At 68.4% G+C, this 22,654-nt stretch carries 26 protein-coding genes and 2 tRNA genes; 18 read left to right on the forward strand and 10 right to left on the reverse strand.

Annotated elements, in window-relative coordinates:
• Nucleotides 1–10 precede the first annotated feature (10 nt).
• The 10 genes from AVP41_RS02715 (at nt 11) to AVP41_RS02760 (ending at nt 11,809) form a co-directional block, all read left to right on the forward strand.
• Nucleotides 11–385: an ArsR/SmtB family transcription factor gene (locus tag AVP41_RS02715; protein WP_067160410.1), complete on the forward strand. Its 375-nt coding sequence runs from the start codon at nt 11–13 to the stop codon at nt 383–385.
• Nucleotides 385–2,073: a SulP family inorganic anion transporter gene (locus AVP41_RS02720; protein WP_067160413.1), complete on the forward strand. Its 1,689-nt coding sequence runs from the start codon at nt 385–387 to the stop codon at nt 2,071–2,073. The genes AVP41_RS02715 and AVP41_RS02720 overlap by 1 nt, the downstream gene beginning before the upstream one ends.
• A gap of 72 nt (nt 2,074–2,145) precedes the next feature.
• Nucleotides 2,146–4,692 (forward strand): aminopeptidase N, encoded by a 2,547-nt coding sequence (gene pepN / locus AVP41_RS02725; protein ID WP_067160416.1) that lies wholly within the window; start codon nt 2,146–2,148, stop codon nt 4,690–4,692.
• Between the two features lie 106 nt (nt 4,693–4,798).
• Nucleotides 4,799–5,710 (forward strand): ABC transporter ATP-binding protein, encoded by a 912-nt coding sequence (locus AVP41_RS02730; RefSeq protein WP_067160421.1) that lies wholly within the window; start codon nt 4,799–4,801, stop codon nt 5,708–5,710.
• A complete protein-coding gene (locus AVP41_RS02735; protein ID WP_067160422.1) occupies nt 5,707–6,519 on the forward strand; it encodes an ABC transporter permease in 813 nt (270 codons plus the stop codon). The genes AVP41_RS02730 and AVP41_RS02735 overlap by 4 nt, the downstream gene beginning before the upstream one ends.
• A gap of 10 nt (nt 6,520–6,529) precedes the next feature.
• Nucleotides 6,530–7,822: a sensor histidine kinase gene (locus AVP41_RS02740; RefSeq protein WP_157532368.1), complete on the forward strand. Its 1,293-nt coding sequence runs from the start codon at nt 6,530–6,532 to the stop codon at nt 7,820–7,822.
• Nucleotides 7,819–8,484 (forward strand): response regulator, encoded by a 666-nt coding sequence (locus tag AVP41_RS02745; protein ID WP_067160427.1) that lies wholly within the window; start codon nt 7,819–7,821, stop codon nt 8,482–8,484. Before AVP41_RS02740 ends, AVP41_RS02745 begins: the two co-directional genes overlap by 4 nt.
• Before the next feature lie 59 nt (nt 8,485–8,543).
• Nucleotides 8,544–9,641 (forward strand): mechanosensitive ion channel family protein, encoded by a 1,098-nt coding sequence (locus AVP41_RS02750; protein ID WP_067160430.1) that lies wholly within the window; start codon nt 8,544–8,546, stop codon nt 9,639–9,641.
• Nucleotides 9,638–10,096 (forward strand): globin, encoded by a 459-nt coding sequence (locus AVP41_RS02755; protein WP_067160433.1) that lies wholly within the window; start codon nt 9,638–9,640, stop codon nt 10,094–10,096. Before AVP41_RS02750 ends, AVP41_RS02755 begins: the two co-directional genes overlap by 4 nt.
• A 45-nt stretch (nt 10,097–10,141) precedes the next feature.
• Nucleotides 10,142–11,809: an FAD-binding dehydrogenase gene (locus AVP41_RS02760; protein WP_067160436.1), complete on the forward strand. Its 1,668-nt coding sequence runs from the start codon at nt 10,142–10,144 to the stop codon at nt 11,807–11,809.
• Nucleotide 11,810: 1 nt separating this feature from the next.
• Here AVP41_RS02760 and AVP41_RS02765 read toward each other — a convergent pair whose 3' ends face one another.
• Nucleotides 11,811–12,482 carry a hypothetical protein gene (locus tag AVP41_RS02765; RefSeq protein ID WP_067160439.1) on the reverse strand — a complete coding sequence of 224 codons (672 nt, stop codon included), beginning with the start codon at nt 12,480–12,482 and terminating at the stop codon, nt 11,811–11,813.
• A 76-nt stretch (nt 12,483–12,558) separates the two neighbouring features.
• On the opposite strand from AVP41_RS02765, the gene AVP41_RS02770 reads away from it, so the two are divergent.
• On the forward strand, nt 12,559–13,422 hold the full coding sequence (locus AVP41_RS02770) for an acyl-CoA thioesterase (protein ID WP_067160441.1): 864 nt from the start codon (nt 12,559–12,561) through the stop codon (nt 13,420–13,422).
• Here AVP41_RS02770 and AVP41_RS02775 read toward each other — a convergent pair.
• The 4 genes from AVP41_RS02775 to AVP41_RS02790 all read right to left on the reverse strand — a co-directional run bounded on the left by AVP41_RS02775 (nt 13,406) and on the right by AVP41_RS02790 (nt 16,728).
• Nucleotides 13,406–13,909: an acyl-CoA thioesterase gene (locus AVP41_RS02775; protein WP_067160444.1), complete on the reverse strand. Its 504-nt coding sequence runs from the start codon at nt 13,907–13,909 to the stop codon at nt 13,406–13,408. The genes AVP41_RS02770 and AVP41_RS02775 overlap by 17 nt on opposite strands.
• Nucleotides 13,902–15,581 carry an energy-dependent translational throttle protein EttA gene (ettA, locus tag AVP41_RS02780; RefSeq protein WP_067160447.1) on the reverse strand — a complete coding sequence of 560 codons (1,680 nt, stop codon included), beginning with the start codon at nt 15,579–15,581 and terminating at the stop codon, nt 13,902–13,904. The genes AVP41_RS02775 and ettA overlap by 8 nt, the downstream gene beginning before the upstream one ends.
• A gap of 113 nt (nt 15,582–15,694) precedes the next feature.
• Nucleotides 15,695–16,186 (reverse strand): DUF6993 domain-containing protein, encoded by a 492-nt coding sequence (locus tag AVP41_RS16900; protein ID WP_231902644.1) that lies wholly within the window; start codon nt 16,184–16,186, stop codon nt 15,695–15,697.
• A 77-nt stretch (nt 16,187–16,263) separates the two neighbouring features.
• A complete protein-coding gene (locus AVP41_RS02790; protein WP_067160450.1) occupies nt 16,264–16,728 on the reverse strand; it encodes a single-stranded DNA-binding protein in 465 nt (154 codons plus the stop codon).
• 183 nt (nt 16,729–16,911) lie between these two features.
• Here AVP41_RS02790 and AVP41_RS02795 point away from each other — a divergent pair, with 183 nt between their 5' ends.
• Nucleotides 16,912–17,193: a hypothetical protein gene (locus AVP41_RS02795; RefSeq protein WP_067160453.1), complete on the forward strand. Its 282-nt coding sequence runs from the start codon at nt 16,912–16,914 to the stop codon at nt 17,191–17,193.
• Between the two features lie 39 nt (nt 17,194–17,232).
• Here the strand turns inward: AVP41_RS02795 and yczR are convergent, their stop codons facing one another.
• Nucleotides 17,233–18,651 (reverse strand): MocR-like transcription factor YczR, encoded by a 1,419-nt coding sequence (gene yczR / locus AVP41_RS02800; protein WP_067160456.1) that lies wholly within the window; start codon nt 18,649–18,651, stop codon nt 17,233–17,235.
• 61 nt (nt 18,652–18,712) lie between these two features.
• On the opposite strand from yczR, the gene yczE reads away from it, so the two are divergent.
• Nucleotides 18,713–19,339, forward strand: a complete 627-nt coding sequence (gene yczE, locus AVP41_RS02805; RefSeq protein ID WP_067160459.1) for a membrane protein YczE — start codon at nt 18,713–18,715, stop codon at nt 19,337–19,339.
• Nucleotides 19,340–19,348: 9 nt separating this feature from the next.
• On the opposite strand, the gene AVP41_RS02810 is transcribed toward yczE, so the two are convergent.
• Nucleotides 19,349–19,561: a methyltransferase gene (locus AVP41_RS02810; RefSeq protein ID WP_067160462.1), complete on the reverse strand. Its 213-nt coding sequence runs from the start codon at nt 19,559–19,561 to the stop codon at nt 19,349–19,351.
• Nucleotides 19,562–19,635: 74 nt separating this feature from the next.
• A tRNA-Arg gene (locus AVP41_RS02815) sits at nt 19,636–19,707 on the reverse strand.
• 106 nt (nt 19,708–19,813) lie between these two features.
• Here AVP41_RS02815 and orn point away from each other — a divergent pair.
• From orn to AVP41_RS02840, 5 genes are all read left to right on the forward strand, one after another.
• Nucleotides 19,814–20,437, forward strand: coding sequence for an oligoribonuclease (gene orn / locus AVP41_RS02820; RefSeq protein WP_067160466.1), 624 nt, complete (start codon nt 19,814–19,816; stop codon nt 20,435–20,437).
• A gap of 36 nt (nt 20,438–20,473) precedes the next feature.
• A tRNA-His gene (locus AVP41_RS02825) sits at nt 20,474–20,549 on the forward strand.
• Between the two features lie 80 nt (nt 20,550–20,629).
• Entirely contained in the window at nt 20,630–20,980 is a 351-nt protein-coding gene (locus AVP41_RS02830) for a metallopeptidase family protein (protein WP_067162714.1), read from the forward strand.
• Nucleotides 20,977–21,261 carry an ATP-dependent Clp protease adapter ClpS gene (gene clpS, locus AVP41_RS02835; RefSeq protein WP_067160469.1) on the forward strand — a complete coding sequence of 95 codons (285 nt, stop codon included), beginning with the start codon at nt 20,977–20,979 and terminating at the stop codon, nt 21,259–21,261. The genes AVP41_RS02830 and clpS overlap by 4 nt, the downstream gene beginning before the upstream one ends.
• Nucleotides 21,258–21,746: a DUF2017 family protein gene (locus tag AVP41_RS02840; protein ID WP_067160472.1), complete on the forward strand. Its 489-nt coding sequence runs from the start codon at nt 21,258–21,260 to the stop codon at nt 21,744–21,746. The genes clpS and AVP41_RS02840 overlap by 4 nt, the downstream gene beginning before the upstream one ends.
• 6 nt (nt 21,747–21,752) lie before the next feature.
• Here the strand turns inward: AVP41_RS02840 and AVP41_RS02845 are convergent, their stop codons facing one another.
• Both AVP41_RS02845 and AVP41_RS02850 read right to left on the reverse strand, forming a co-directional pair.
• Complete coding sequence (locus AVP41_RS02845; RefSeq protein ID WP_067160475.1) at nt 21,753–22,310, reverse strand: hypothetical protein; 558 nt, start codon at nt 22,308–22,310, stop codon at nt 21,753–21,755.
• Entirely contained in the window at nt 22,294–22,614 is a 321-nt protein-coding gene (locus AVP41_RS02850; RefSeq protein WP_067160478.1) for a hypothetical protein, read from the reverse strand. Before AVP41_RS02850 ends, AVP41_RS02845 begins: the two co-directional genes overlap by 17 nt.
• Nucleotides 22,615–22,654: the final 40 nt, after the last annotated feature.

The raw sequence follows: 22,654 nt of genomic DNA on the forward strand, positions 1-22,654 counted from the left end.
TGGTTTCATCATGTCGATAAGTCAGCGCCAGCGACCGCTCTATGAGGTCAAGGCGAACCTGTTCAAGGGCCTCGCTCATCCGTTCCGCATCCGGATCCTGGAACTGCTGGCCGCCGAGCCGGAGGTCTCGGTCGCTGCGCTCCACGCGGACACCGGCCTGGAACCCTCTCATCTGTCGCAGCACCTCTCCGTGCTCCGGCGGCACCGCCTGGTCGTCAGCGAGCGGCGCGCGAGCCATGTGTTCTACCGCCTGACTGATCCGGCCGTCGCGCGACTGCTCGCCACAGCCCGGGAACTCCTTCTCGAAGTGGTATCCGACGACGGAGCGCTCCTGGTCGACGCGCGCTCCCTCCCCCGCCTCCCAGAGGTCCCCGGGAGCCCGTGATGACGGTCTCGACCCCCATCGCGATCGTCGGCCGGTCGTCCCGCCGCGCGCGGCTGCGATCGCTCCTCCCCTCGCGCGCGGACTACACCGTGGCTCGCCGTTCGTGGCGGTCGGACCTGACCGCGGGCGTCACCGTGGGCATCGTCGCGCTTCCGCTCGCCCTCGGCTTCGGGGTCAGTTCCGGGCTCACGGCAGAGGCGGGGCTGGTCACCGCCGTGATCGCGGGTGCCCTCGCCGCCTTCTTCGGGGGATCCCACGTGCAGGTGTCGGGTCCAACCGGGGCGATGGTCGTGGTCCTCCTGCCGATCGTCGCGGCACACGGGGCACCCTCGGTCGTGGTCGTGACGCTCATCGCCGGCGTGCTGCTCGTGGCGGGAGGACTGTTCGGGTTGGGGCGCGCGGTGTCGTTCATCCCCTGGCCCGTGATCGAGGGGTTCACCCTCGGGATTGCGACGATCATCTTCCTCCAGCAGGTGCCCTTGCTCCTTTCGCCGCACATCGCGACGGCAGGGCAGCACAGCACGAACGCGGCGATCGCCGCCGTCGAAGCGGCCACGACGGCAGACCCGGACTATCTTCTGTGGTCAGGCGGCGTCGTGGCGGTGGTCGCCGGCTGCATGGTCCTGGCCCCGCGCGTGCATCGCGCCATTCCGGGCTCGCTCGTGGGAATCGTCGTGACGACGGCGATCGTGGCCGCGGCGCCCACGCCGCTCGCCACGATCGGCCCGCTCCCCGCAACACTGCCGCTCCCGACTCTCCCGGAGATCGACCCCGGATCGCTGGCGCCCCTTCTCCTGCCGGCCGTGACGGTCGCCGTCCTCGCCGCCATCGAGTCTCTCCTGTCGGCACGAGTGGCCGCCTCGATGGCGGACACGGGCCCCTACGACCCCGACCGCGAACTCGTCGGCCAGGGCATCGCCTCGATCGGCTCCGGCTTGTTCGGCGGAATGCCCGCCACCGGCGCGATCGCGCGTACGGCGGTCAACGTCAAGTCGGGCGGCCGCTCGCGCCTGGCCTCCCTCACTCACGCGGCGGTGCTCCTGGTGGTGGTGTTCGCCCTGGCGGGGCCGGTGGGCCGGATCCCGCTCCCGGCACTGGCCGCCGTGCTGATGGTCACGGCGGTGCGCATGGTGCATGTCTCCACGGTTCGGATCATTCTCCGTTCGACAAGGAGCGATGCCGCGGCCTTTATCCTCACGGCACTCATCACGGTGGCCTTCGACCTCATCGTCGCCGTCGGGATCGGTGTTCTCGTGGCCGGCCTGTTCGCCTTGCGCAGTCTGGCGCGGCGTGCGGGCGTGCAGCGCGAGACGATTCAGGGCGACGCGGTGGCCGGCGACGAGAGGATCGCGATCATCCGTTTCGACGGCCCCCTCTTCTTCGCCGCCTCCGATCGCGTCTTCGAGAAGGTCAACGAAGTCCGTGACGTCTCGGTCGTCATCCTGCGCATGAGCCAGGTGGAACTCGTCGATGCCACCGGCGCCCGCATCCTCGAGGAGATCGTGCAGACGCTCGAGCGTCGCGGCGTCACCGTCCTGATCAAGGGCGTGCAGCCTCGTCACGACCGTCTGTTCCGGCGCATCGGCGTGCTCGACGCGCTCCGCGACCACCGACATCTCTTCCTTTCGCTACCGGACGCGATCGCACATGCCCGAGATCATGTGCGTCGGGAATCGGCGTCGGCGTAGGCTTGTCAGGTTGTCGCAGACGCCAGCAGCGCCTGCCCGCGGCATCCACCCTCACCCTTGGGAGACACCAACGTGCCTGGAGAGAACCTCACCCGCAGCGAAGCGCAGGAGCGCCGCTCGATCGTCGACACGTCCTCGTACGAGGTCACACTCGACGTGACGACCGGACCGGAGGTGTTCCGTTCCCGCTCCGTCGTGCGCTTCAGCGCCGTCGCGGGCGCGTCGACCTTCATCGACCTCATCGCTCGTGATGTCCACACGATCACGCTCAACGGCCGCTCCATCGATCCCGCTCGTGCTTTCGCCGACTCCCGCATCGCGCTGGACGGTCTCGCGGCGGAGAACGAGCTCGTCGTCGAGGCCGACTGCCCTTACACGAACACCGGCGAGGGACTCCACCGGTTCGTCGACCCCGTCGACGGCGAGGTCTACCTCTACTCACAGTTCGAGGTGCCCGACTCGCGGCGCGTCTTCGCCGTGTTCGAGCAGCCCGACCTCAAGGCCACCTTCCAGTTCACCGTCACCGCGCCCAGCGCGTGGAAGGTCGTGTCGAACTCGCCGACCCCCGAGCCGACGCCCGCTGACGATGGCGCCTCGACCTGGTCGTTCGCGCCCACTCCCCGCATTTCGTCGTACATCACCGCGCTCGTCGCCGGGCCCTACGAGGCGACCTTCTCCGAGCTGACGAGCGCTTCGGGGCGGGTGATCCCCCTGGGCGTCTACGGCCGTAAGAGCCTCTGGCAGCACTTGGACGCCGACTACATCTTCGAGAAGACTCGGCAGGGTTTCGCGTACTACGAAGAGAAGTTCCAGGTCCCCTACCCGTTCGAGAAGTACGACCAGCTCTTCGTCCCCGAGTTCAACGCGGGCGCTATGGAGAACGCGGGGGCGGTGACCTTCACCGAGACCTACGTGTTCCGCAGCAAGGTCACCGACGCGGTCAAGGAGCGTCGAGTCGTGACGATCCTCCACGAGCTGGCACACATGTGGTTCGGCGACCTGGTGACGATGAAGTGGTGGAACGACCTCTGGCTCAACGAGTCGTTCGCCGAGTGGGCGTCGACGATCGCCACCGCCGAAGCCACCGAGTGGACCGAGGCGTGGACGACCTTCAACGCCATGGAGAAGTCGTGGGCCTACCGCCAGGATCAGCTGCCCTCGACCCACCCGGTCGTCGCGGAGATCAACGACCTCGAAGACGTGCAGGTGAACTTCGACGGGATCACCTACGCGAAGGGCGGATCCGTGCTCAAGCAGCTCGCCGCGTGGGTGGGGATCGAGGCGTTCTTCGGCGGCGTGTCCGCGTACTTCCAGAAGCACGCCTGGGGGAACACCGAGCTGCGTGACCTGTTGGTGGAGCTGGAGGCCACGAGCGGCCGCGAGCTGACGAGCTGGTCGAAGAAGTGGCTGGAGACGGCCGGGGTGAACACGCTCGCTCCCGAGATCAAGACCGACGGCGCGGGGGTCATCACGCGCTTCGCGATCGTGCAGACGGCGCCGGCGGACTACTCGACGATCCGGCCGCACCGCCTCGGCGTGGGTTTCTACACCCTCCAAGACGGTGCACTCGTGCGGACGCACCACGTGGAGATCGACGTCGATGGAGACCTGACCGAGGTCTCCGAGCTGGTCGGCCTCGAGCGACCCGACCTCGTGCTGCTCAACGACGAAGACCTCGCGTACGCGAAGATCCGCCTCGACGACCGGTCTCTCGCGACCGCCATCGAGCACCTGAGCAAGATCAGCGACCCGCTTGCTCGCTCGCTGGTCTGGGGCGCCGCGTGGGACCAGACCCGCGACGCTGAGGCCTCCGCCTCGGACTACATCGACCTCGTTCTGCGCAACATCGGCGCCGAGACCGAGTCCACGACCGTCCGCACGACGCTTGCTCAGCTCCAGCTCGCGGCGAATTCGTACGTGGCACCCGCCGTCCGGGACACGTCGCGTCGGAAGGTCGCCGACGGCCTCTGGTCGCTCGCGCAGGCGGCAGCCCCCGGCAGTGACAGCCAGCTCCAGTTCGTCACGGCGTTCGCGTCGGCCGCGTCGACGGCTGAGCACTGGGATCGTGTCCGCGCGCTGCGAGCCGGCGAGCTCGTCCTCGACGGTCTCGCCGTCGACGACGATCTCTCCTGGGCTCTTCTGGTGTCCCTGGCAGCCGGTGGGGTCGCCAGCGCCGCGGAGATCGACGCGGCGCGAGCGGCAGACAACACCGCCAAGGGGGGCGAGTTCGCCGCGCAGGCGCACGCCGCACTTCCCACCGTGGAAGCCAAGCGGATCGCGTGGGCTTCGCTCATCGAGTCCAACGACCTCCCGAACACCGTCGTCCGCTCGGCGGCGCTGGGCTTCATCCACCCCGCCGGAACCGATGCACTCGCCGCGTTCGTCGACGACTACTTCGAGATGCTCCTCCCGATCTGGTCGACGCGGACGTATCAGATCGCGAACTATCTGATCACGGGGCTCTACCCCGCGCCGCTGGCCAACAGCGAGCTCCGCGACGCGACTCGAGGCTGGCTCGACAGTCACCGTGATGCACCCCCCGCGCTTCGACGCCTCGTGGCCGAGAACCTGGCCGGCGTCGATCGTGCTCTCGCGGTGCAGGAGCGCGACGCCCAGTAGGCGGACTCCCCCGCGGGCCGGCCTCCTCCTTCGGGCGGACGCCGGCCCGCGGCATCCGGTACCCCGGGCGGATGTGCGCCGAACGCCCGCTCAGTACCGTCGAAGCATGATCGTTGCAGAAGGCCTCACGAAGAGGTTCGGAGACAAGAACGCGGTGTCCGACGTCTCCTTCACCGTCCAGCCGGGGAAAGTCACGGGCTTCCTCGGCCCGAACGGTGCCGGGAAGTCGACCACCATGCGCATGATCGTCGGTCTCGACCGACCGACCGCGGGCCAGGTGACCGTCAACGGACACCCCTACCGCTCCTCGCGCGCACCGCTCACCGAGGTGGGCGTGCTCCTCGACGCCAAGGCGGTGCACACGGGACGGAGCGCGCAGGCGCACCTCCGGGCGATCGCCGCCACACACGGCATCGGGAAGAGCCGCGTCGATGAGGTGATCGAGCTCGCCGGTATCGGCTCGGTGTCCCGCAAGCGGGCCGGCAAGTTCTCGCTCGGCATGGGCCAGCGGCTGGGGATCGCGGCGGCCCTGCTCGGCGACCCGCACACCCTCATCCTCGATGAACCGGTGAACGGACTCGACCCGGAAGGCGTTCGCTGGGTGCGCCAGTTCGTCCGGTATCAGGCCTCGCAGGGGCGCACGGTGCTGCTATCCAGCCACCTCATGAGCGAGATGTCCCTGACCGCCGACCACGTGATCGTACTCGGCCGGGGACGGGTGCTCGCCGACGCGCCGCTGGCGGAGCTGGTCTCGGCGTGGACGGCGACCACGGTGCGCGTGCGCACGCCGCGTCCGAGCGAGCTCGTCGATGTTCTGGCGGGCGCGGGCGTCAGCGTCACGGCCGCGGAGACAGGCGTCCTCGACATCGAGGGCACCTCGGCCGCCGTGATCGGCGACGCTGCTGCCGCCGCGGGCATCCCCCTCCATGAACTGACCCCGACGACGGGCTCGCTGGAGGACGCCTATCTGGCGCTCACCGGCGAATCCGTCGAGTACCGCTCCAAGGAGATCTCATGACCGCCCCCACCCTCGAGGCCACCGCGGCTCCGGCCCCGCGTACGGCGACGCCCGCGGCGCACCTCACCTTCGCGCGGGTCCTGCGCGCGGAGACCATCAAGCTCGTCTCGCTGCGTTCCACGTGGTGGTCGATCGGGATCACCGCCGCGATGTCGGTCGGGATCTCGGCCCTCATGGCAACGGCCTCGAGGGACTTCCCCTCCGGGTTCCCGCCGGTCATGGCGATCACCGCCCCCATGCAGTTCACGATGCTGTTGGCGGGCATCCTCGGTGCGATCTCGGTGACCGGCGAGTACTCGACCGGCATGATCCGTTCCACCCTCACCGCCGTGCCTCGCCGTGGCGAGGTTCTGGCGGCGAAGGCCGTCGTGGTCGGGGGCTTCCTCGCGATCGCGTCGGCGATCATCTTCGGCGCCGCGGTCCTGGCGACCGCTCCGCTCCTGGCCTCGCCCATCGACTGGGCCGAGCCCGCCCAGTCGATCGTGCCGATCGCCTACAGCGTCATGTCGATGACCGTGTTCGCGCTGATCGGCGTGGGCTTCGGGTTCATCCTCCGAAGCGGCGCGGGAGCCATCGCGGCAACGGTGGGCCTGCTGTTCGTCCTTCCCATCGTCGTCGATCTGTTCCGTCTCTTCGGCCCGGCGTGGGCCTGGGTCGCCGACCTCGGCAAGCATCTCCCGATGAGCGCCGCGCAGGTGCTGACAGTCCCGGGCACGACGGACCCCGCGACTGCGGTCCTCACGCTCGCCGGCTGGGCGGCCGTGTGCCTCGGCGGCGCATGGGCCGTCCTCCGCGTCCGCGACGCGTAGAGTCGGGGCCGTGTCACCACGCAGCCGCAGCTCGTCCTCCGTCATGGACGACGAGCTGCGGCTGCCGCGTGTTCCCGGCGTCATCCGTCGGTTCTGGGCGCGACATCCGCTTCTCGCCGACATTCTGGTCGCCCTGATCTGCCTCGCGCTCAACCTGGTTCCCGCCGCGACGTTCCGGGTCCCGGCGGAGGCCGGCCGTGGACCGTCTCCGGCGGCGCTCGTGCTCGTCCCGCTGACGATCTGTGCCTGTCTCTTGCTCCTGCGTCGCCGTCAGTGGCCGACCATCGTGTTCATGGGCGCCCTCGTCCTCGACGTCGCCTTCCTTCTCGCGGGGACCGGCACCGGCTCCATGCTCGGTCTCGTGACGAGCTACTCGCTCGCGGTCTACCGATCGACGCGCGCCGCGTGGATGGGATTCGGTATCGGGGTCAGCGCGCTGGGAGTCGTGGCGTTCTGGCTCGGCTTCGCGGGACTCGTCGCGCCCTCAAACGGCGCGAACTCGGTCGTCGGCACCGGCGGCATGCTCCTGATCGGCACGCTGATCGGAGTCAATGTCGGAAACCGCAAGCGCTACGTCGAGGCGATCATCGCGCGCTCCCGCCAGCTCCTCGTCGAACGCGATCAACAGGCACAGCTGGCTGCCAGCGCAGAGCGATCGCGCATCGCGCGAGAGATGCACGACATCGTCTCCCACTCCCTGACGGTGATCGTCGCGCTGTCCGAGGGGGCGACGGCCACCCGAGACCAGGACCGCGCGCGGGCGGCGACTGCTCAGGTGGCCGACACCGCCCGGGCGGCGCTCCTGGAGATGCGAGCGATGCTCGGGGTCCTGCGCGATGACAGCGCGTCCGCTCCGCTCAGCCCGGTGGGTGACGACGCCGTCGCGACCGTCGTCGAGTCGGCGCGCGCAGCGGGCTATCCCGTCGTGATCCGGCAGGAATCGACCGCCGGCACGATCGCCGACCTACCGCGGTCGCTGCGGCTCGCCGTCGCGCGCATCGTCCAGGAGGGCGTCACGAACGCGATGCGGCACGCACCGGCCGCGCGGCGGATCGATGTTCTCCTTCAGATCGGTGCGCGTGAGGTCGTGGTGGAGGTGCGCAACGACGGCGTGGTGGGCCCGCCGTCCACCGGCGGGTATGGCCTCCGAGGGCTGCGGGAGCGCGTCGACCATGTCGGCGGCGAACTCGATGTCGGTCCGCTGTCCCCCAGCGGCTGGCGCGTCCGAGCTCGCCTGCCCGTCGACGTCGATCGTGCGCGTCCCGAACCCACCGACCTGCCGTCCCCCGAGGAGACACCGTGAGCAGCCCCATCCGTATCCTGTTGGTCGACGATCAGGAGTTGATCCGCGTCGGTTTCCGACTCGTCTTGGAAGCGGAGACCGACATCGAGGTGGTAGGAGAGGCCGCGGATGGACGGGAGGGCGTCGAAGCAGCCGTCCGTCTCGCCCCAGACGTCGTGCTGATGGATGTGCGGATGCCTCACATGGACGGGATCGAGGCGACGGCGAGGCTTCGAGACCTCCGTCCGGAGACGCGCGTGCTGGTGCTGACGACGTTCGATCTCGACGAGTATGCCTTCGGGGCGCTCGAGGCCGGCGCGAGCGGCTTCCTCCTCAAGGACGCACAGCGGGCGGAGCTGCTGGCCGCCGTGCGCGCGGTCCACCGCGGCGACGCCGTTCTGGCGCCGCGGGTGACCCGGCGCGTGATCGAGCAGTTGGCGCCCCGCGTGACGCCTCCTGCGGGGCCAGACCCGTCTGCCTCGCTCACGGAACGCGAACGCGACGTGTATCTCGCGATGGCGCGCGGGCGGACGAATGTCGAGATCGCCGAAGAGCTCTTCCTCGGCGAGTCCACCGTCAAGACGCATGTGGGGCGGGTCCTCGCCAAACTCGGCGCACGGGACCGCATCCACGCCGTCATCCTCGCCCACCGCTGGGGCCACGTCGAACAGAGCGCGGACTGAGCGCAGACTCCGCGGTCCCCGGGCAACGCTGAGGCGGCGCTCGTTAGGATCGAAGGGTGATGTTGGTTCCCTGGGAGGCGGGCGACCCCGCGCAGTGGTCATGGCCGTGGTGGCTGCGGACGTTCGGCGATATCGGCGTGAAGCTCCTCGTGATCGCCGCCATCATCGTCGGGGCATTGGTCGTGTCCTGGCTCCTGCGCGTCGTCATCAGACGCGTCGTCAATCGCATCGTCACCGGCGCGAAGTCGAAGGCCAAGGTGACCGACACACAGGCGCTCGATCGGTCGCCACTGGCCGCCGTCCGCCTGGTGCAGCGCACGCGCACGCTCGGGTCGATCCTCCAGAACATCGTCAACGTCGCCCTGGTGATCATCGCTGCACTCCTGATCGTGAACGCGATCGATCAGAACGTGCTCGGCTCGTTCGCGCTGCTGTCGGCGGCGATCGGCGCCGGTCTCGGTTTCGGGGCGCAGAACATCGTGAAGGACGTCCTGAACGGCATCTTCATCGTCGCCGAGGACCAGATCGGGATCGGCGACGTCGTCGATCTCGGTCTCGCGACGGGCATCGTCGAGTACGTGAGCGTGCGCATCACGCATGTCCGTGATGTGAACGGAACGCTCTGGTATGTGCGCAACGGTGAGATCACGCGAATCGGGAACATGTCGCAAGGGTGGTCGCGCGTCATCATCGATCTCGCGGTCCCGGTCGACGTCGTCATCGAAGACGTCGAGACCGCGATGCTCGAGACGGCGAAGAGTCTGGCGAAGGATCCCAAGTGGCGCACCCGGGTCATCGAGCAGCCGGAGGTGTGGGGCCTGGAGTCCGTCAGCGGCGACGCGCTCGTCATCCGGCTGGTCATGAAGACGCGCGCCAACGCGAAAGACGACGTGGCCCGCGAACTGCGGATGCGCCTCAAGCGGCGGATGGACGAGATGGGCATCACGCTGCCGCAGATGAACTCCATCATGCTCAGCGGACTGGAAGGGGCGCAGCGCGTGCGCGGCGCCAACCCTCCGCGGACGAAGCCCACCCCGGTCACCCCTGCCGACGACTCTGTCGCCCGACCGGTGTGGAAACCCAAGCGCAAGCCGCGTTCCTCGGGGTCCGAGGGCGACGGCAAGGGCGGTTCTTTGACCGACGGAGCACCGTCGTGAGCGACGCGACGCGCAGCTTCTACGAGGAGATCGGCCCGGACGCGTTCCGGCGGCTCGTCGACGCCTTCTACCGCGAGGTCGCCGCCGACGAGGTCCTCAAGCCGATGTATCCGGAAGAGGACCTCGGGCCGGCGAACGAACGCTTGCGGATGTTCCTCGAGCAGTACTGGGGCGGCCCGTCGACCTACAGCGAGAGACGCGGCCACCCGCGTCTGCGTATGCGGCATGCGGCGTTCCACGTGAATCCCGACGCCCGTGACCGCTGGCTGCGGGCCATGCGCGTCGCGCTGGACGAGGCGGAGCTCTCTCCCCTTCAGGACGCGACGATGTGGGACTACCTGGAACGGGCCGCTCACGCGATGGTGAACACGTTCGAGCCCTCCGGTATCGCGCCCGAGCGCCCGGCGTCCCGCCCCGGGCTCCCCCTTCATCCCCGATCCCCCGCGGCGCCCTGACGGCGACCGCTGAACACAGTCCCCTCGCGACGAAGGAGTCGACGGATGAACGCACGCACGACGCATCGGACCGATGTCCTCATCGTGGGCTGGGGGCTGGCCGGACTCGTCGCCGCCACCGAAGCGGTGGCGGCCGGCAAGCGGGTGGTGATCGTGGATCAGGAGCCGCGCACGAATCTCGGCGGTCAGGCGTTCTGGTCGTTCGGAGGCCTCTTCCTGGTGGACTCGCCGGAACAGCGCCGCCTGGGGATCTCCGACTCGATCGACCTCGCCCGGCAGGACTGGTTCGCCACGGCCGGCTTCGACCGGGAGGAGGACCGCTGGCCGCGAGAGTGGGCCGAGGCATACCTCCACTTCGCTCACCACGAGAAGCGGGCATGGCTGCGTGAGAAGGGGGTGAGATTCTTCCCCGTGGTCGGCTGGGCGGAGCGCGGAGGCTACACGGCGCTCGGTCCGGGCAACTCCGTTCCCCGCTTCCACATCACCTGGGGAACGGGGCCGGGGGTGATCGCGCCGTTCATCGCGGAGATCGCACGTGCGGAAGCGGCCGGAACCGTCACGATCCTCCCCCGCCACCGCGTCACGGCGCTCTCGACGCACGACGGTGTCGTCACCGGCGCCGTCGGTGACATCCTGGCCCCCTCGGGCGCGCCGCGCGGCGAGGCGACCTCGCGTGAGGTCGTCGATGCGTTCCAGGTCGAGTCGGGCGCGACAGTCGTCGCCGCCGGCGGCATCGGGGCCAATCACGACCTCGTGCGGGCCCAGTGGCCGTCCCGGCTCGGCGCCCCGCCGCAGGAGATGCTCTCCGGGGTCCCGGAGTATGTCGACGGGTCGATGCAGTCGGTGACGGCGGCGGCGGGGGCGCGACTGATCAACGGTGATCGCATGTGGCACTACGTGGAGGGCATCCGGAACTGGGACTCCATCTGGCCTCGTCACGGAATCCGGATCCTCCCCGGACCATCGTCTCTGTGGCTCGACGCGACCGGAGAGAGGCTGCCGGCGCCCCTCTTCCCCGGCTTCGACACGCTCGGAACGCTCGAGCATCTCCGGCGGACCGGTCACGACCACTCCTGGTTCGTGCTGTCCCGCGCGATCGTCGAGAAGGAGTTCACCCTGTCCGGTAGCGAGCAGAACCCGGACCTCACCGGAAAGAACCTGCCGCTCCTGCTGAAGTCCCGCCTCGGCAAGGGCGCCGCCGGCCCCGTGCAGGCCTTCCTCGACCACGGTGCCGACTTCGTCGTGCGCGACGATCTCGATGCCCTCATCGAGGGGATGCGCGCGCTCCCGGGCGGCGAGGTCCTCGACGGCGCGCGGGTACGGGAGGAGGTCGTTGCGCGTGACCGCGAGATCGGCAACGCGTTCACGAAGGATGCCCAGATCGCCCTGCTGCGATCGGCCCGCGCCTACCGCGGAGATCGGCTCGTCCGCACCGCCCGACCGCACCGGATCCTCGACCCGGCATCCGGTCCGCTCATCGCCGTCAAGCTCCACGTGATCACACGGAAGTCCCTCGGTGGCATCGAGACCGATCTGTCGGCGCGTGCCCTGGACCCTGCGGGCGTGCCGATCCCCGGCCTGTATGCGGCGGGCGAGGCCGCAGGCTTCGGCGGCGGGGGCCTCCACGGGTACCGCGCGCTGGAGGGCACCTTCCTCGGCGGATGCTTGTTCTCCGGTCGTGTCGCGGGGCGGGCGGCGGCAGCGGCCGCGTAGTTCAGGCGGGCGCGCCCGTCGGCCGCACCGGCGTGAGGCCACTGCGCACGATCGTGCGCGTCAAGACGTGCCCCCGGACGAGGCTGACACGCGTCCACGGGCCGAGCTGGTGGATCGTCGCCTCTTCCTCGCCGCGGATGAAGCCCAGCGCGAATGCGGCGAAGGCGACGCCGCTCGGCAGTCCGTTCATGGTCTCGTCGGGCTGTCCCCAGACGTCCGAGCGAATGGCGTGAACCACCTCCTCGCCCGCGTCCGTCGGCATCCGCTCGGCGACCGCGGCGATACCGCCCTGCGCGCGAGCGGCCAGCCGGGCGGCGGGAACCTGTCCGACGGCGGTCCACCCCGCCCGCGGAGGCGAGACGCCGGCCCATGCGGCGGTGACAGCCGTCGCGGGCAGGGAGACGCGGGACGGGTCCTCGCCGGGAGCGAGCGTCGCCGCGTCGACGACGAGGTCGCACACCAGTTCGGGATCGGTCCGCACCGCGCGGAGGCCGAGGATCGTCGGTGTCGGTTCCCCCAGGGCACGCGGCGCGAGCGGGGCACACGTCAAGGTCAGCGTTCCCCGATCCGCGTGCAGGCGGACGGTGCCATCTCCCAGACGCGCCGCCCGTTGCGCGAACGTCAGCGCATCGGATGCGGCGCGGGGATCGGGGAAGAGGAGCGAGGCGGACACCCGCTCTAAGCTAGCAAGGTCAGTCCGGACCGCGGAGGGAGTAGGCGTGCCAGAGGTTCCCGACCCGGTTGCTCTCATGCTGGACGTGCTCGATCTGTCTTCCAGCGATGCGCGGACGACGGAAGACATCTTCACGGGTCGCTCCCATCCGATGCCGAGCGGTCGGATCTTCGGAGGCCAAGTGCTCGCGCAGGCCATCCTCGCCGCCGACCGCACCACGTCGGACGATCGGGTGCCGCACTCGATGCACGGGTACTTCCTCCGTGCAGGCGACGCCTCGGCGGGGCTGACCTTCTCGGTGGATCGTATCCACGACGGCCGTTCCTTCTCCACGCGTCGCACGCAGGCCTTCCAGGACGGGCTCCCGATCTTTTCCATGATCGCGTCATTCGAGAAGGAGGATCCCGGACTCGAGCATGATGCGCCGATGCCGGTGGGCATCGACGATCCTGAGACGATACGGCGCCGCCGGGACGCCGCTTCCCGCCACCCGGCTTCCGGCCGGCTCCTCGACCAGATCCCGATCGAGATCCTGCATACGGCGGGCGATCTCTATACCGAGCCGGCAGCCGATCGCACTCCGGGGCAGGCCGTGTGGATGCGGACGCGACGGTCCATCGGCGATGATGCCGCGCTGCACCGCGCGGTCCTGGCCTACATGACGGACATGACGATCCAGGAACCGGTGCTGCGGGCCCACGGCGTGGCGTGGTCCTCGCCCGGCCTGAAGGTCGCCAGCCTCGATCACGCGATGTGGTGGCATCGACCGGCACGCGTGGACGACTGGTTGCTCTACGTCCAGGAGTCGCCCAGTGCCCGCGGTGGCCGCGGGTTCAGCACAGGTCGAATCTACTCACGCGAGGGCGCGCTGGTCGCCTCGGTGGCACAGGAGATCATGGTGCGGGTTCCCGACCCGCATCGCGTCATCGACGATGCGTGAAGGCGGGCGGTTCGCCGAGGTACGGTGACCACGCGTCCCGCATCTCGTCGGTCAGGCGCTGCGGACGCCCCGTTGCGGCATCGACCATGACGACGACCGAACTCGCCCGGGCGTACAGCGTCCGTTCCGGGTCACTCGCCGGGGAGAACACCTCGTAACAGACCTCGATGCTGGAGCCCCCGAGCTTGCTGAACCACAGCTGCACGTCGAGTGGCTCCCGGCGATACGGCACCGGCGCGAGGTACTCGATCTCCTGACGGGCGATGAGCGTGAGCGCGCCGGCGTCCAGCCCGCTCTCGATCACGGCGGTGCTGGGCGCAGTATCGCCCGCCTCTGCGACCCAGAACGCCCGCACACGAGCCTCTTCGAGAAGCTTCAGCATCGAGGTGTTGTTGACGTGGTTGAACGCGTCCAGATCGCCCCACCGCAGGTGGATCGGAACGTGAAGACGGCGGTCCGCCGCGACGCCTCCCTGCCCCTCAGTCACGCGTGAGCTTGCGGTAGGTGGAGCGGTGCGGCGTGGCGGCGTCGGGTCCCAGCCGCTCGATCTTGTTCGCCTCGTAGGCCTCGAAGTTTCCCTCGAACCAATACCACCGGTCGGGGTGCTCGTCGGTTCCCTCGTAGGCCAGGATGTGGGTCGCGATCCGGTCGAGGAACCATCGATCGTGCGTGATGACGACGGCGCACCCCGGGAACTCCAGCAGCGCGTTCTCCAACGACTGGAGCGTCTCGACGTCGAGGTCGTTCGTGGGCTCGTCCAGGAGCAGGAGGTTGCCCCCCTCCTTGAGCGTCAGCGCGAGGTTGAGGCGGTTGCGCTCACCCCCCGACAGGACACCGGCCTTCTTCTGCTGGTCGGGGCCCTTGAAGCCGAACTTGGACACGTACGCACGGGAGGGGATCTCGGTCTTGCCCACCGTGATGATGTCCAAGCCGTCGGAGACGACCTCCCAGAGGGTCTTCTGCGGATCGATGTTGGAGCGGCTCTGGTCGACATAACTGATCTTGACGGTGTCGCCGATCTTGAGGTCACCCCCATCGAGCGGTTCGAGGCCGACGATCGTCTTGAAGAGCGTCGTCTTCCCGACGCCGTTCGGACCGATCACTCCGACGATGCCGTTGGGCGGCAGGCTGAAGCTGAGTCCGTCGATCAGGGAGCGGTCCCCGAAAGCCTTCTGAAGCTTCTTCGCCTCGATCACGACGCTTCCCAGTCGCGGCCCCGGGGGGATCTGGATCTCTTCGAAGTCGAGCTTGCGGGTGCGCTCTGCCTCCGCCGCCATCTCCTCGTAGCGCGCGAGACGGGCCTTGGACTTCGCCTGGCGCCCCTTGGCGTTCGAGCGCACCCAGTCGAGCTCCTCGGCGAGCCGCTTGGCGAGCTTCGCGTCCTTCTTTCCCTGCACCTCGAGACGCTCGGCCTTCTTCTCCAGGTACGTGGAGTAGTTGCCCTCGTAACCGATGAGCCGCCCGCGGTCCACCTCTGCGATCCACTCCGCGACGTTGTCGAGGAAGTACCGGTCGTGAGTGATCGCGATGACAGCGCCGGCGTACTTCTGGAGATGCTGCTCGAGCCACAGCACGCTCTCGGCGTCGAGATGGTTGGTGGGCTCATCCAGGAGCAGCAGGTCGGGTTTCTGCAGCAGGAGCTTCGTGAGCGCGACGCGACGCTTCTCCCCTCCGGAGAGGTTGCTGACGGATGCGTCACCGGGCGGCGTGCGGAGCGCATCCATCGCCTGCTCGAGTTGGGAATCGAGGTCCCAGGCGTCGGCGGCGTCGATCTCCTCCTGAAGTGTGCCCATCTCGGCCAGCAGTGCGTCGAAGTCGGCGTCGGGGTCGCTCATCAGGCCGGAGATCTCATTGAAGCGATCGACCTTCGCCTTGATGGCGATTCCCTCCTGGATGTTCTCCAGGACCGTCTTGGACTCGTCGAGCTCGGGCTCCTGCATGAGGATGCCGACGGAAAACCCCGGCGTCAGCTTGGCATCACCGTTGGAGGGAGTGTCCAGCCCCGCCATGATCTTGAGGATCGTCGACTTTCCCGCGCCGTTCGGACCGACCATGCCGATCTTCGCACCCGGCAGGAACGACATCGTGACGTCGTCGAGGATCAGCTTGTCCCCCACGGCCTTTCGGGCGCGGACCATCTGATAGATGTACTCAGCCATGTCGTTTCACAATCTCCAAAGGGGTGACGTCGTCAGCCTCCCAGCCTAACGCCGCTGCGCGAGAAGCGACGCCGACGGAGCACCTGCGCGGTCCCTCTCCGGGGAACCTGTGGCTAGCCCCCGGGAGTCCAATCGATCTCTCGCGTCTCGCCCACGAGACAGCGCTCGTCGGGCAGAGCGGGAAGGACGACGGCAGTGGGCTTCTTGGTGGAGGGGCCGACCTGTCCGACGAGGCACTCGTCCTTCCAGAGCACCGAGAACTGGATGCTGTCCGCCGGGTTGCCCACGCTCGTCTCGTCGCGGGTCACCTGCATCGTCTGCACGTCGAACCCCGCCTCCGCGAGCGCATCGATGTACGCGCGCCCCTTCACCTTGTCGTCGGTCTTCCACACGGCGCGCATGACAGCTGTGAAGAGGGGCAGGTTGTCTTCCGCATCGCCATCGGGCTTCAACGTCGCTCCGCTGGCGGTCGGTGTGGGCGATGCCGCGGACGGACTCGACGGTGCCGGAGGTGGTGTGTCGGCGGGTGTGCACGCCGTCGCACCGCCCGTCAACGCGGCGATGAGGAGTGCGGCGACGATGAGACGACCGGGCGTTCGGGACACCCGTCGATTGTAGGTGCGATGCACGGTCGTCCGTGCGGCGACTGTGCAGGGAACGTGAGGGACTCGCCGTCGGCATGTCAGAACGGAGAGTCCGACGCGCCCGCGTAGGCATGCTCGTCCGGTGGCGACGCAGAAGGGGCGGCGTCGTCGCGCAGCCCGGTGACGGGAGTGACCGTCTGAGGCGCGGACTCACTTCGCCGGTACTCCGTTGTCGCCCACAGGAGGTCGTGCCCCACGGCGGAGGCCTCGATCTCGGCGGAGGTGCCCTGTTTGCCGGCGGACTCCCACTGCCGCAGGCGGAAGGAACCGACCACGATCACGCGCTGGCCCTTGCCGAGCGACTGCAGCACATTCTCCGCGAGGCTCCGGTACGCCGAGATGGTGAACCAGTTCGTGTGACCGTCGACCCAATTGCCCGAGGCCTCGTCGCGCCTGCGTTCGGTGCTGGCGAGGCGGAAGCGGGCGACGGTGTGTCCGCCCGCGGTCTGGCGGCGCTCGGGATCTCCGACGACGGTGCCGATGACGGTGATGTGTTCGCTCATGTCGGTGACCTCCTCGGTCTTCAGGACTCGGTCGCATCAGCCTCGCGTCTGTCCTCGGCCGTAGGGCTGCCGCACCTCGTGATCCGTGTGCAATCGACTCGTTGCAGTTGCTGGGGAGGAAGCAGTGCCGTGTCGGTGCTCGAAGCTATGTTCGAAGCATCAAGAAGGCGAGAGGAGGCCGACATGTCCACGACGAGCGATACCCGAGCGATGGCAGACCCCTTCGACAGGTCCTCGCAGGGACGGTTCCGGGTGGGCGGTGCCGACCTGCTTCGAGTGTCTGAGCGATGCTGGCGGGCGATGGACAGGTCGGGACGGGTGTTGGGGCATATCCAGGCGCGCGGAGAGAGCGACGCGCGCAGATACGTCGCGCGTCGGTTCCTGACGTCGCGAAACGCCTACCGTGATCTCGGCGAGTTCTGGACCCTGCGCGAGGCCGTCGACTGCGTCCGGTTCTCCCGCTGACCGCTCCGCTCGAGGGTGCCCCCGACGCGGTCCGCCCGTCTACACGAGGGTCGCCAGGTCGTCGGGTACGCCCCGCGGCGCTGCCGCCTTCACCAGCGGCCAGATGTCGGCAATCTGATCGATGCCGCGTCGCAGCAACTGCGGTGATGCGGTGAAGGGGATGCGTAGGTTGCTCTCGTGCGTGCCCTCCGGGGCGAACCGCGAACCCGAGGACAAATGGACACCCCGAGGACGGAGTGCCATGACAAGCCCTGCGCTGAGTGGCGCATCCAGCCGCACCCAGAGGGACACTCCGCCCTGGACCTCCGGGATCCCCCACTCCGGCAGTCGCGTCGCAAGAGCGTCCCTCAGGGCGGCGTGACCCTCGGCGAGCAGTGCGGCACGCTGCGAGAGGATCTCCGGCATGCGCTGCAGAAGCCGGACGGCAACTGCCTGTTCGAACTCCGGCGTTCCGAGTTCGCGGGATGGGCGGGATGCGACGAGACGGCGGATGACGTGCGGCTGTGCGCGAATCCATCCGATGCGCAGACCGCCCCAGACCGTTTTCCCCAACGAGCCGATCCGGAGTGCGGGCACGCCGACGAGCGCCGGATCCGGCATGGCACTCTCGTCGAGCGTCAGCTCCGCCGTCGTCTCATCGAGCACGAGCATGCATCCCGACTCGGCTGCCGCGCGGGCGACGACGTCCTGTTCTTCGCGGGTCATCGATCGGCCCGTCGGGTTCTGAAAGGTCGGCATCAGGTAGGCCAACGTCGGCGCCGTTCGAGAGAAGACCTGCTCGGCGCGCTCGAGATCCCAACCGGCCGACGCCGACACCGGAATGCTGACCAGACGCGCGTCCGCGTTGCGGAATGCCTCGGCGGCGTGCGGGTAGGTGGGCGTCTCGATGACGATCCGATCGCCCCGGCGCACGAGAGCACTCGCCACGAGATGGATCGCACTTTGCGCACCTGTCGTGACCAGGATCTCTTCCGGCCGGGTGGGGAGGCCTCGTTGGTCGTAACGGGCAGCGATCGCTCGACGCAGCTCCCGCGAGCCGACGATGTCGTACCCCGGCCGGGAGAGGAGCGAGGCCGCTTCGGAGGCGGCTTCGGTCAGCGTTCCGGCGAGCCCGGGCCACGCCGCGGGGCTCGCCTGTGTCAAGTCGATCTCGTCGGCGGCGCGTACCGGCGGCGCCGACTCGCGGTGCCGGGCAGGGAGAGTGACGCTGCCCGATCCCCGCAGGCTCTCGATGTGCCCCGTCTCACGCAGGCTTCGGTAGGCGGCCGCCACCGTGGTCCGGCTGAGCCCCAGGGCGGCGGCGAGCTCTCGCTCTGCCGGAAGCGCGGTCCGCGGTGCAAGACGATTGTCCAGACACAGCAGGCGGATGGCGTCCGCGAGCGCTTCGTAGGCCGGGTCACGCGTCCGCCACCCCCCGAGTGCGCGCTGGAGGCTTCGAGCAGTGACTCGCGAATGCATGTGGCCACGATAGTGGAATTGGACTGTGTCGAGACGTCCAATCCTGGGGTTGAATGATCACGTGGCTCTCCGTCTTCTCCAACTCCTCGTCGGACTCGTGCTCTTCGGCGCGGGGTGCGCGGTCATGGTCCAAGCCGGAATCGGCCTCGACCCGTGGACCGTGTTCGCTCAGGGCCTCTCGCGCCAGACGGGAGTCGGGATCGGGTGGGTGACCAACCTGGTGGGATTCCTTGTCCTGCTTCTGTGGATCCCGCTCCGGCAACGGCCAGGGATCGGCACGATCGCCAACATCCTGCTCGTGGGAACGAGCATGCAGCTCACCCTGTGGGTCCTGCCCAGCGTCCAGGGGTTTCTCCTCCAGGTCTTGGTGTTCCTCGCGGGAACGGCACTGGTCGCGGTGGCCTCTGGCCTCTACATCGGAGCCCGCTTCGGGCCCGGCCCCCGCGACGGCCTCATGACCGGCATGCACGAACGATTCGGGTGGCCGATCTGGACGGCGCGGCTGACTGTCGAGGCGACCGTGCTGCTATTGGGATGGCTTCTCGGCGGGACCGTCGGTCTCGGCACCGTTCTGTTCGCTGTCCTCATCGGACCGCTCGTCCACGTCACGCTCCCCTGGTTCGATACGCGAACGCGCGCGTCGCGGTCGCGTATCGGACGGCGGACAGCCCCTGCACCCGGAGCCTGACCTCGCGCGTCAGTGCTCGCCGAACCGAGGCCAGTCCGATCCCGGGGCTAGATGGGCGTGAAGAGCGCTCTTCGCGATCTCCATCGTCGGATAGCTGCCCAGTTCGGCGGAGGCTCCGGCCATCGCTACGGTGTAGCTCTCCTCGGCGGCGCGGATCGTGCCCACGACCCGGCCGTCGGCACCGTAGGCGATCCAGACCCGAGTCCGTGTGGTTGTCGTCATCGTCGACTCCTTCCCAAATCCGACCGTACGCTGCCGACGTGCGTCGCACCATGGGGTCGTCGGGGAGGTCACGGCGCCCCCGGCAGGATTCGAACCTGCGACCAACGGATTAGAAAGCCGATGCTCTTCCTCTGAGCTACGGAGGCTGAACCTCCAGATTACTGAATCGCGCAACCGGAGAGAGCGCACAAGCGGACCGCGCGGGTGGAGACCGCGCGCCGGTGCGTCCGACCCCCTCGTTAGGATGTCCCCATGGTGGGTGCTGCAGAGAACGACCGTCTCGTCTGGATCGATTGCGAGATGACGGGACTCGATCTCTCGGTCGATCAGCTCGTCGAGATCGCCGTCGTCGTCACCGACTACGAACTGACCATCCTCGACCCCGGATTCCAGGTCGTCATCAAGCCCGACGCCTCGGCGCTCGACAACATGAACGACTTCGTCACCGACATGCATCGCACGTCGGGCCTCCTCGACGAGATCCCGCACGGCGTCAGCGTGGCCGAGGCGGAGTTCCAGACGCTCGAGTACATTCAGCGCTTCGTCCCAGAGGGCAAAGCTCCCCTCGCAGGCAACACGATCGGGACCGACCGGATGTTCCTCGCCAGGTACATGCCGCGGGTGGATCGCTGGCTGCACTACCGGAACGTCGATGTGTCGAGCATCAAGGAACTCTCGCGCCGGTGGTACCCCCGCGCGTACTTCCACGCCCCGGGGAAGGACGGCGGGCATCGCGCTCTCGCGGACATCCGCGAGTCGATCCGCGAGCTCGCCTACTACCGGCAAGTGGTCTTCGTCGCCCCTCCCGGGCCCACGAGCGACGAGGCACGCGACGCCGCGACTGCCCTCGTGTCGTCGTTCGGGTCCACCCTGTAATACAATCGTGTGGTTGCCCGCTCACACGGGCGCATGGTGGGTATAGCTCAGTTGGTAGAGCACCTGGTTGTGGTCCAGGGGGTCGCGGGTTCAAGTCCCGTTACTCACCCCATGTCTTCGCTGCACGATCTGCTGTACCCGGCAGATCGTCGATGCGGTCACGGGTAGGCTTTCCCGAGTGGGGTGCAGGCCATGATCGAGATGGACGAGACGGACTTCGAGTCCCTCGTTGCGGAAGAGCTCGATCAGCTTCCTCACGAGATGACAGCCGGTCTGGATAACGTCATCTTCGTGGTCGAGGATCGCCCCGAGGACGGCTCCCTCGATCTCTTCGGTCTCTACGACGGGCTCGCCCTGACCGAGCGCGACCGGTACGGGCTCGGTGAGCTGCCGGATCGCATCATCGTGTATCGCGAGCCGCATCTCGATGCCTGCGACGACGTGGATCAGCTGCGTGATGAAGTCCACACCACGCTCGTCCACGAGATCGCCCACTTCTACGGCATCGATGACGCGCGCCTGCACGAGCTGGGTTGGGCATGACACTGCCGCTCGAAGACGTGCGCCTGGACGCCGACACGACGGCCTCGCCGCCCTGGCAGACGGTCGTGTGGAATGACCCCGTCAACCTCATGAGCTACGTGACGCATGTCTTCCGGGAGTACTTCGGCTACTCGCGCGACCACGCCGAGAGCCTGATGCTCGCTGTGCACCACGATGGGCACGCCGTCGTGGCCGAAGGCGCGCGTGAGCAAATGGAACTGCACACCCAGGCGATGCACGACTACGGGCTCTGGGCGACCGTTCGAAAGGCACCCTCGTGACCGGCCAGACCCTCCTCATCGATCTCGCCGCGTTGGAGATCGCCCACCTGCGCGATCTCCTCGACCAGTTCGCGGCGTTGCTCGAAGCTCAGACCGAACCCGTCACGCCGGATGACCCGGCCATCGCACGACTCGTCCCCGACGCCTACGCAGAGGACCGCCACGCCGCGCGAGAGTTCCGCTCACTCACCCAGAGCGATCTGCTGGCGCGGCGCATCGACGACGCGCGGCTCATGTCGGCTTCCCTCGCCGCCGCCGTGGGAGGCGATGCATCTGGCGCGGCGCCCGACAGTGCCGTGCTCGTCACTCTCGACGCCGATGCCGCCGCTGCCTGGCTGCGCACTCTCGCTGCTCTTCGACTCGTGCTGGCGTCGCGTCTGGGAATCACCGAGGAGGCGGACGGGGATGTGGAGGATCCCCTCTACGGGGTATACGAGTGGCTGGGATTCCGCCTCGACAGTCTGCTCAGTGCTCTGGAGGCGTGACCAGCGTCACGGAACGCGGACGGTCACGGTGGCGAGCTGGTCTGGTCGGTGGGCCGCCAGATGGGCCTCTTCCTGAGCCGCCCACCGATTCCAGTGGGGACGATAGGTGTCACCGTCTCGATCGAGGGCACGTTGCTTGCGACTGCGCGGCGGCGAGTCGATCCACACCGACACGTCCGCGAGAGCCGCCGACCTCGGGGTGAGGATGCCCGAGCCCTCCACGATCAGGGGCGAATGCGGATCGACGTCGTGAGGTTCCGCTGCTTCGCCCCGCAGCCAGTCCCACCGCACCCACCGACCGGCGCGACCGAGCGACCTCGGTTCGAGCACTCCCTCGATGACCGCGTCCGCGCCTGCGCGGAGACCATCCCACCCCGGATAGACGCTGTCGAGACCCAGGACCTCCGCCTCGAGAAGCCGTGCGACTATCGCCGCCAGCGTGCTCTTCCCTGCGCCAGACCGCCCGTCGATCACCACGACAGGGCGCGAGAGTTCTCCCACCAGGAGTGCGACGCTCTCGGCGGCGTCGCGGAGCGTGCGCTCGATCTCAGCGTTTGAGGGCACGGATGATGCGGCTGAGCGCCCTGCCGGCTACCCAGACGAACGGGATGCCGACAGCCACGAGCGAGACGAGGTTCGGATCAAACCGAAGGTCGTCTCCCCTGCGGATGTACGCACCGACCGGAATCGCCACCCCGCCGCCACCACCCCCGCTTCCTCGTTCGGGGTCCTCGCCGGCGCCGAAGCCCGACCAGGAGATCGCCACGGGGATCACCCGCACGCCATCCACATCCTGCTGTTCGCCATAGACGCTGCGGACACCGAGTGACGCAGACTGCTTACCGAGTTCGAGTGCGAGATTGGGCATGGCTCCACCGTAGTCGCCGTCACCGCGATGTGAAGGGGGG

It is taken from the genome of Microbacterium sp. TNHR37B, assembly GCF_001620065.1.
In the GTDB taxonomy this organism is placed as follows: domain Bacteria; phylum Actinomycetota; class Actinomycetes; order Actinomycetales; family Microbacteriaceae; genus Microbacterium.

Coding starts and splice junctions, on each gene's coding strand:
- AVP41_RS02715 (WP_067160410.1), top strand. CDS start 11: ATGTCGATAAGTCAGCGCCAGCGACCGCTCTATGAGGTCAAGGCGAAC.
- AVP41_RS02720 (WP_067160413.1), top strand. CDS start 385: ATGACGGTCTCGACCCCCATCGCGATCGTCGGCCGGTCGTCCCGCCGC.
- AVP41_RS02730 (WP_067160421.1), top strand. CDS start 4,799: ATGATCGTTGCAGAAGGCCTCACGAAGAGGTTCGGAGACAAGAACGCG.
- AVP41_RS02735 (WP_067160422.1), top strand. CDS start 5,707: ATGACCGCCCCCACCCTCGAGGCCACCGCGGCTCCGGCCCCGCGTACG.
- AVP41_RS02750 (WP_067160430.1), top strand. CDS start 8,544: ATGTTGGTTCCCTGGGAGGCGGGCGACCCCGCGCAGTGGTCATGGCCG.
- AVP41_RS02760 (WP_067160436.1), top strand. CDS start 10,142: ATGAACGCACGCACGACGCATCGGACCGATGTCCTCATCGTGGGCTGG.
- AVP41_RS02770 (WP_067160441.1), top strand. CDS start 12,559: ATGCTGGACGTGCTCGATCTGTCTTCCAGCGATGCGCGGACGACGGAA.
- ettA (WP_067160447.1), bottom strand. CDS start 15,581: ATGGCTGAGTACATCTATCAGATGGTCCGCGCCCGAAAGGCCGTGGGG.
- AVP41_RS02790 (WP_067160450.1), bottom strand. CDS start 16,728: ATGAGCGAACACATCACCGTCATCGGCACCGTCGTCGGAGATCCCGAG.
- AVP41_RS02795 (WP_067160453.1), top strand. CDS start 16,912: ATGTCCACGACGAGCGATACCCGAGCGATGGCAGACCCCTTCGACAGG.
- yczR (WP_067160456.1), bottom strand. CDS start 18,651: ATGCATTCGCGAGTCACTGCTCGAAGCCTCCAGCGCGCACTCGGGGGG.
- AVP41_RS02810 (WP_067160462.1), bottom strand. CDS start 19,561: ATGACGACAACCACACGGACTCGGGTCTGGATCGCCTACGGTGCCGAC.
- orn (WP_067160466.1), top strand. CDS start 19,814: ATGGTGGGTGCTGCAGAGAACGACCGTCTCGTCTGGATCGATTGCGAG.
- AVP41_RS02830 (WP_067162714.1), top strand. CDS start 20,630: ATGATCGAGATGGACGAGACGGACTTCGAGTCCCTCGTTGCGGAAGAG.
- clpS (WP_067160469.1), top strand. CDS start 20,977: ATGACACTGCCGCTCGAAGACGTGCGCCTGGACGCCGACACGACGGCC.
- AVP41_RS02850 (WP_067160478.1), bottom strand. CDS start 22,614: ATGCCCAATCTCGCACTCGAACTCGGTAAGCAGTCTGCGTCACTCGGT.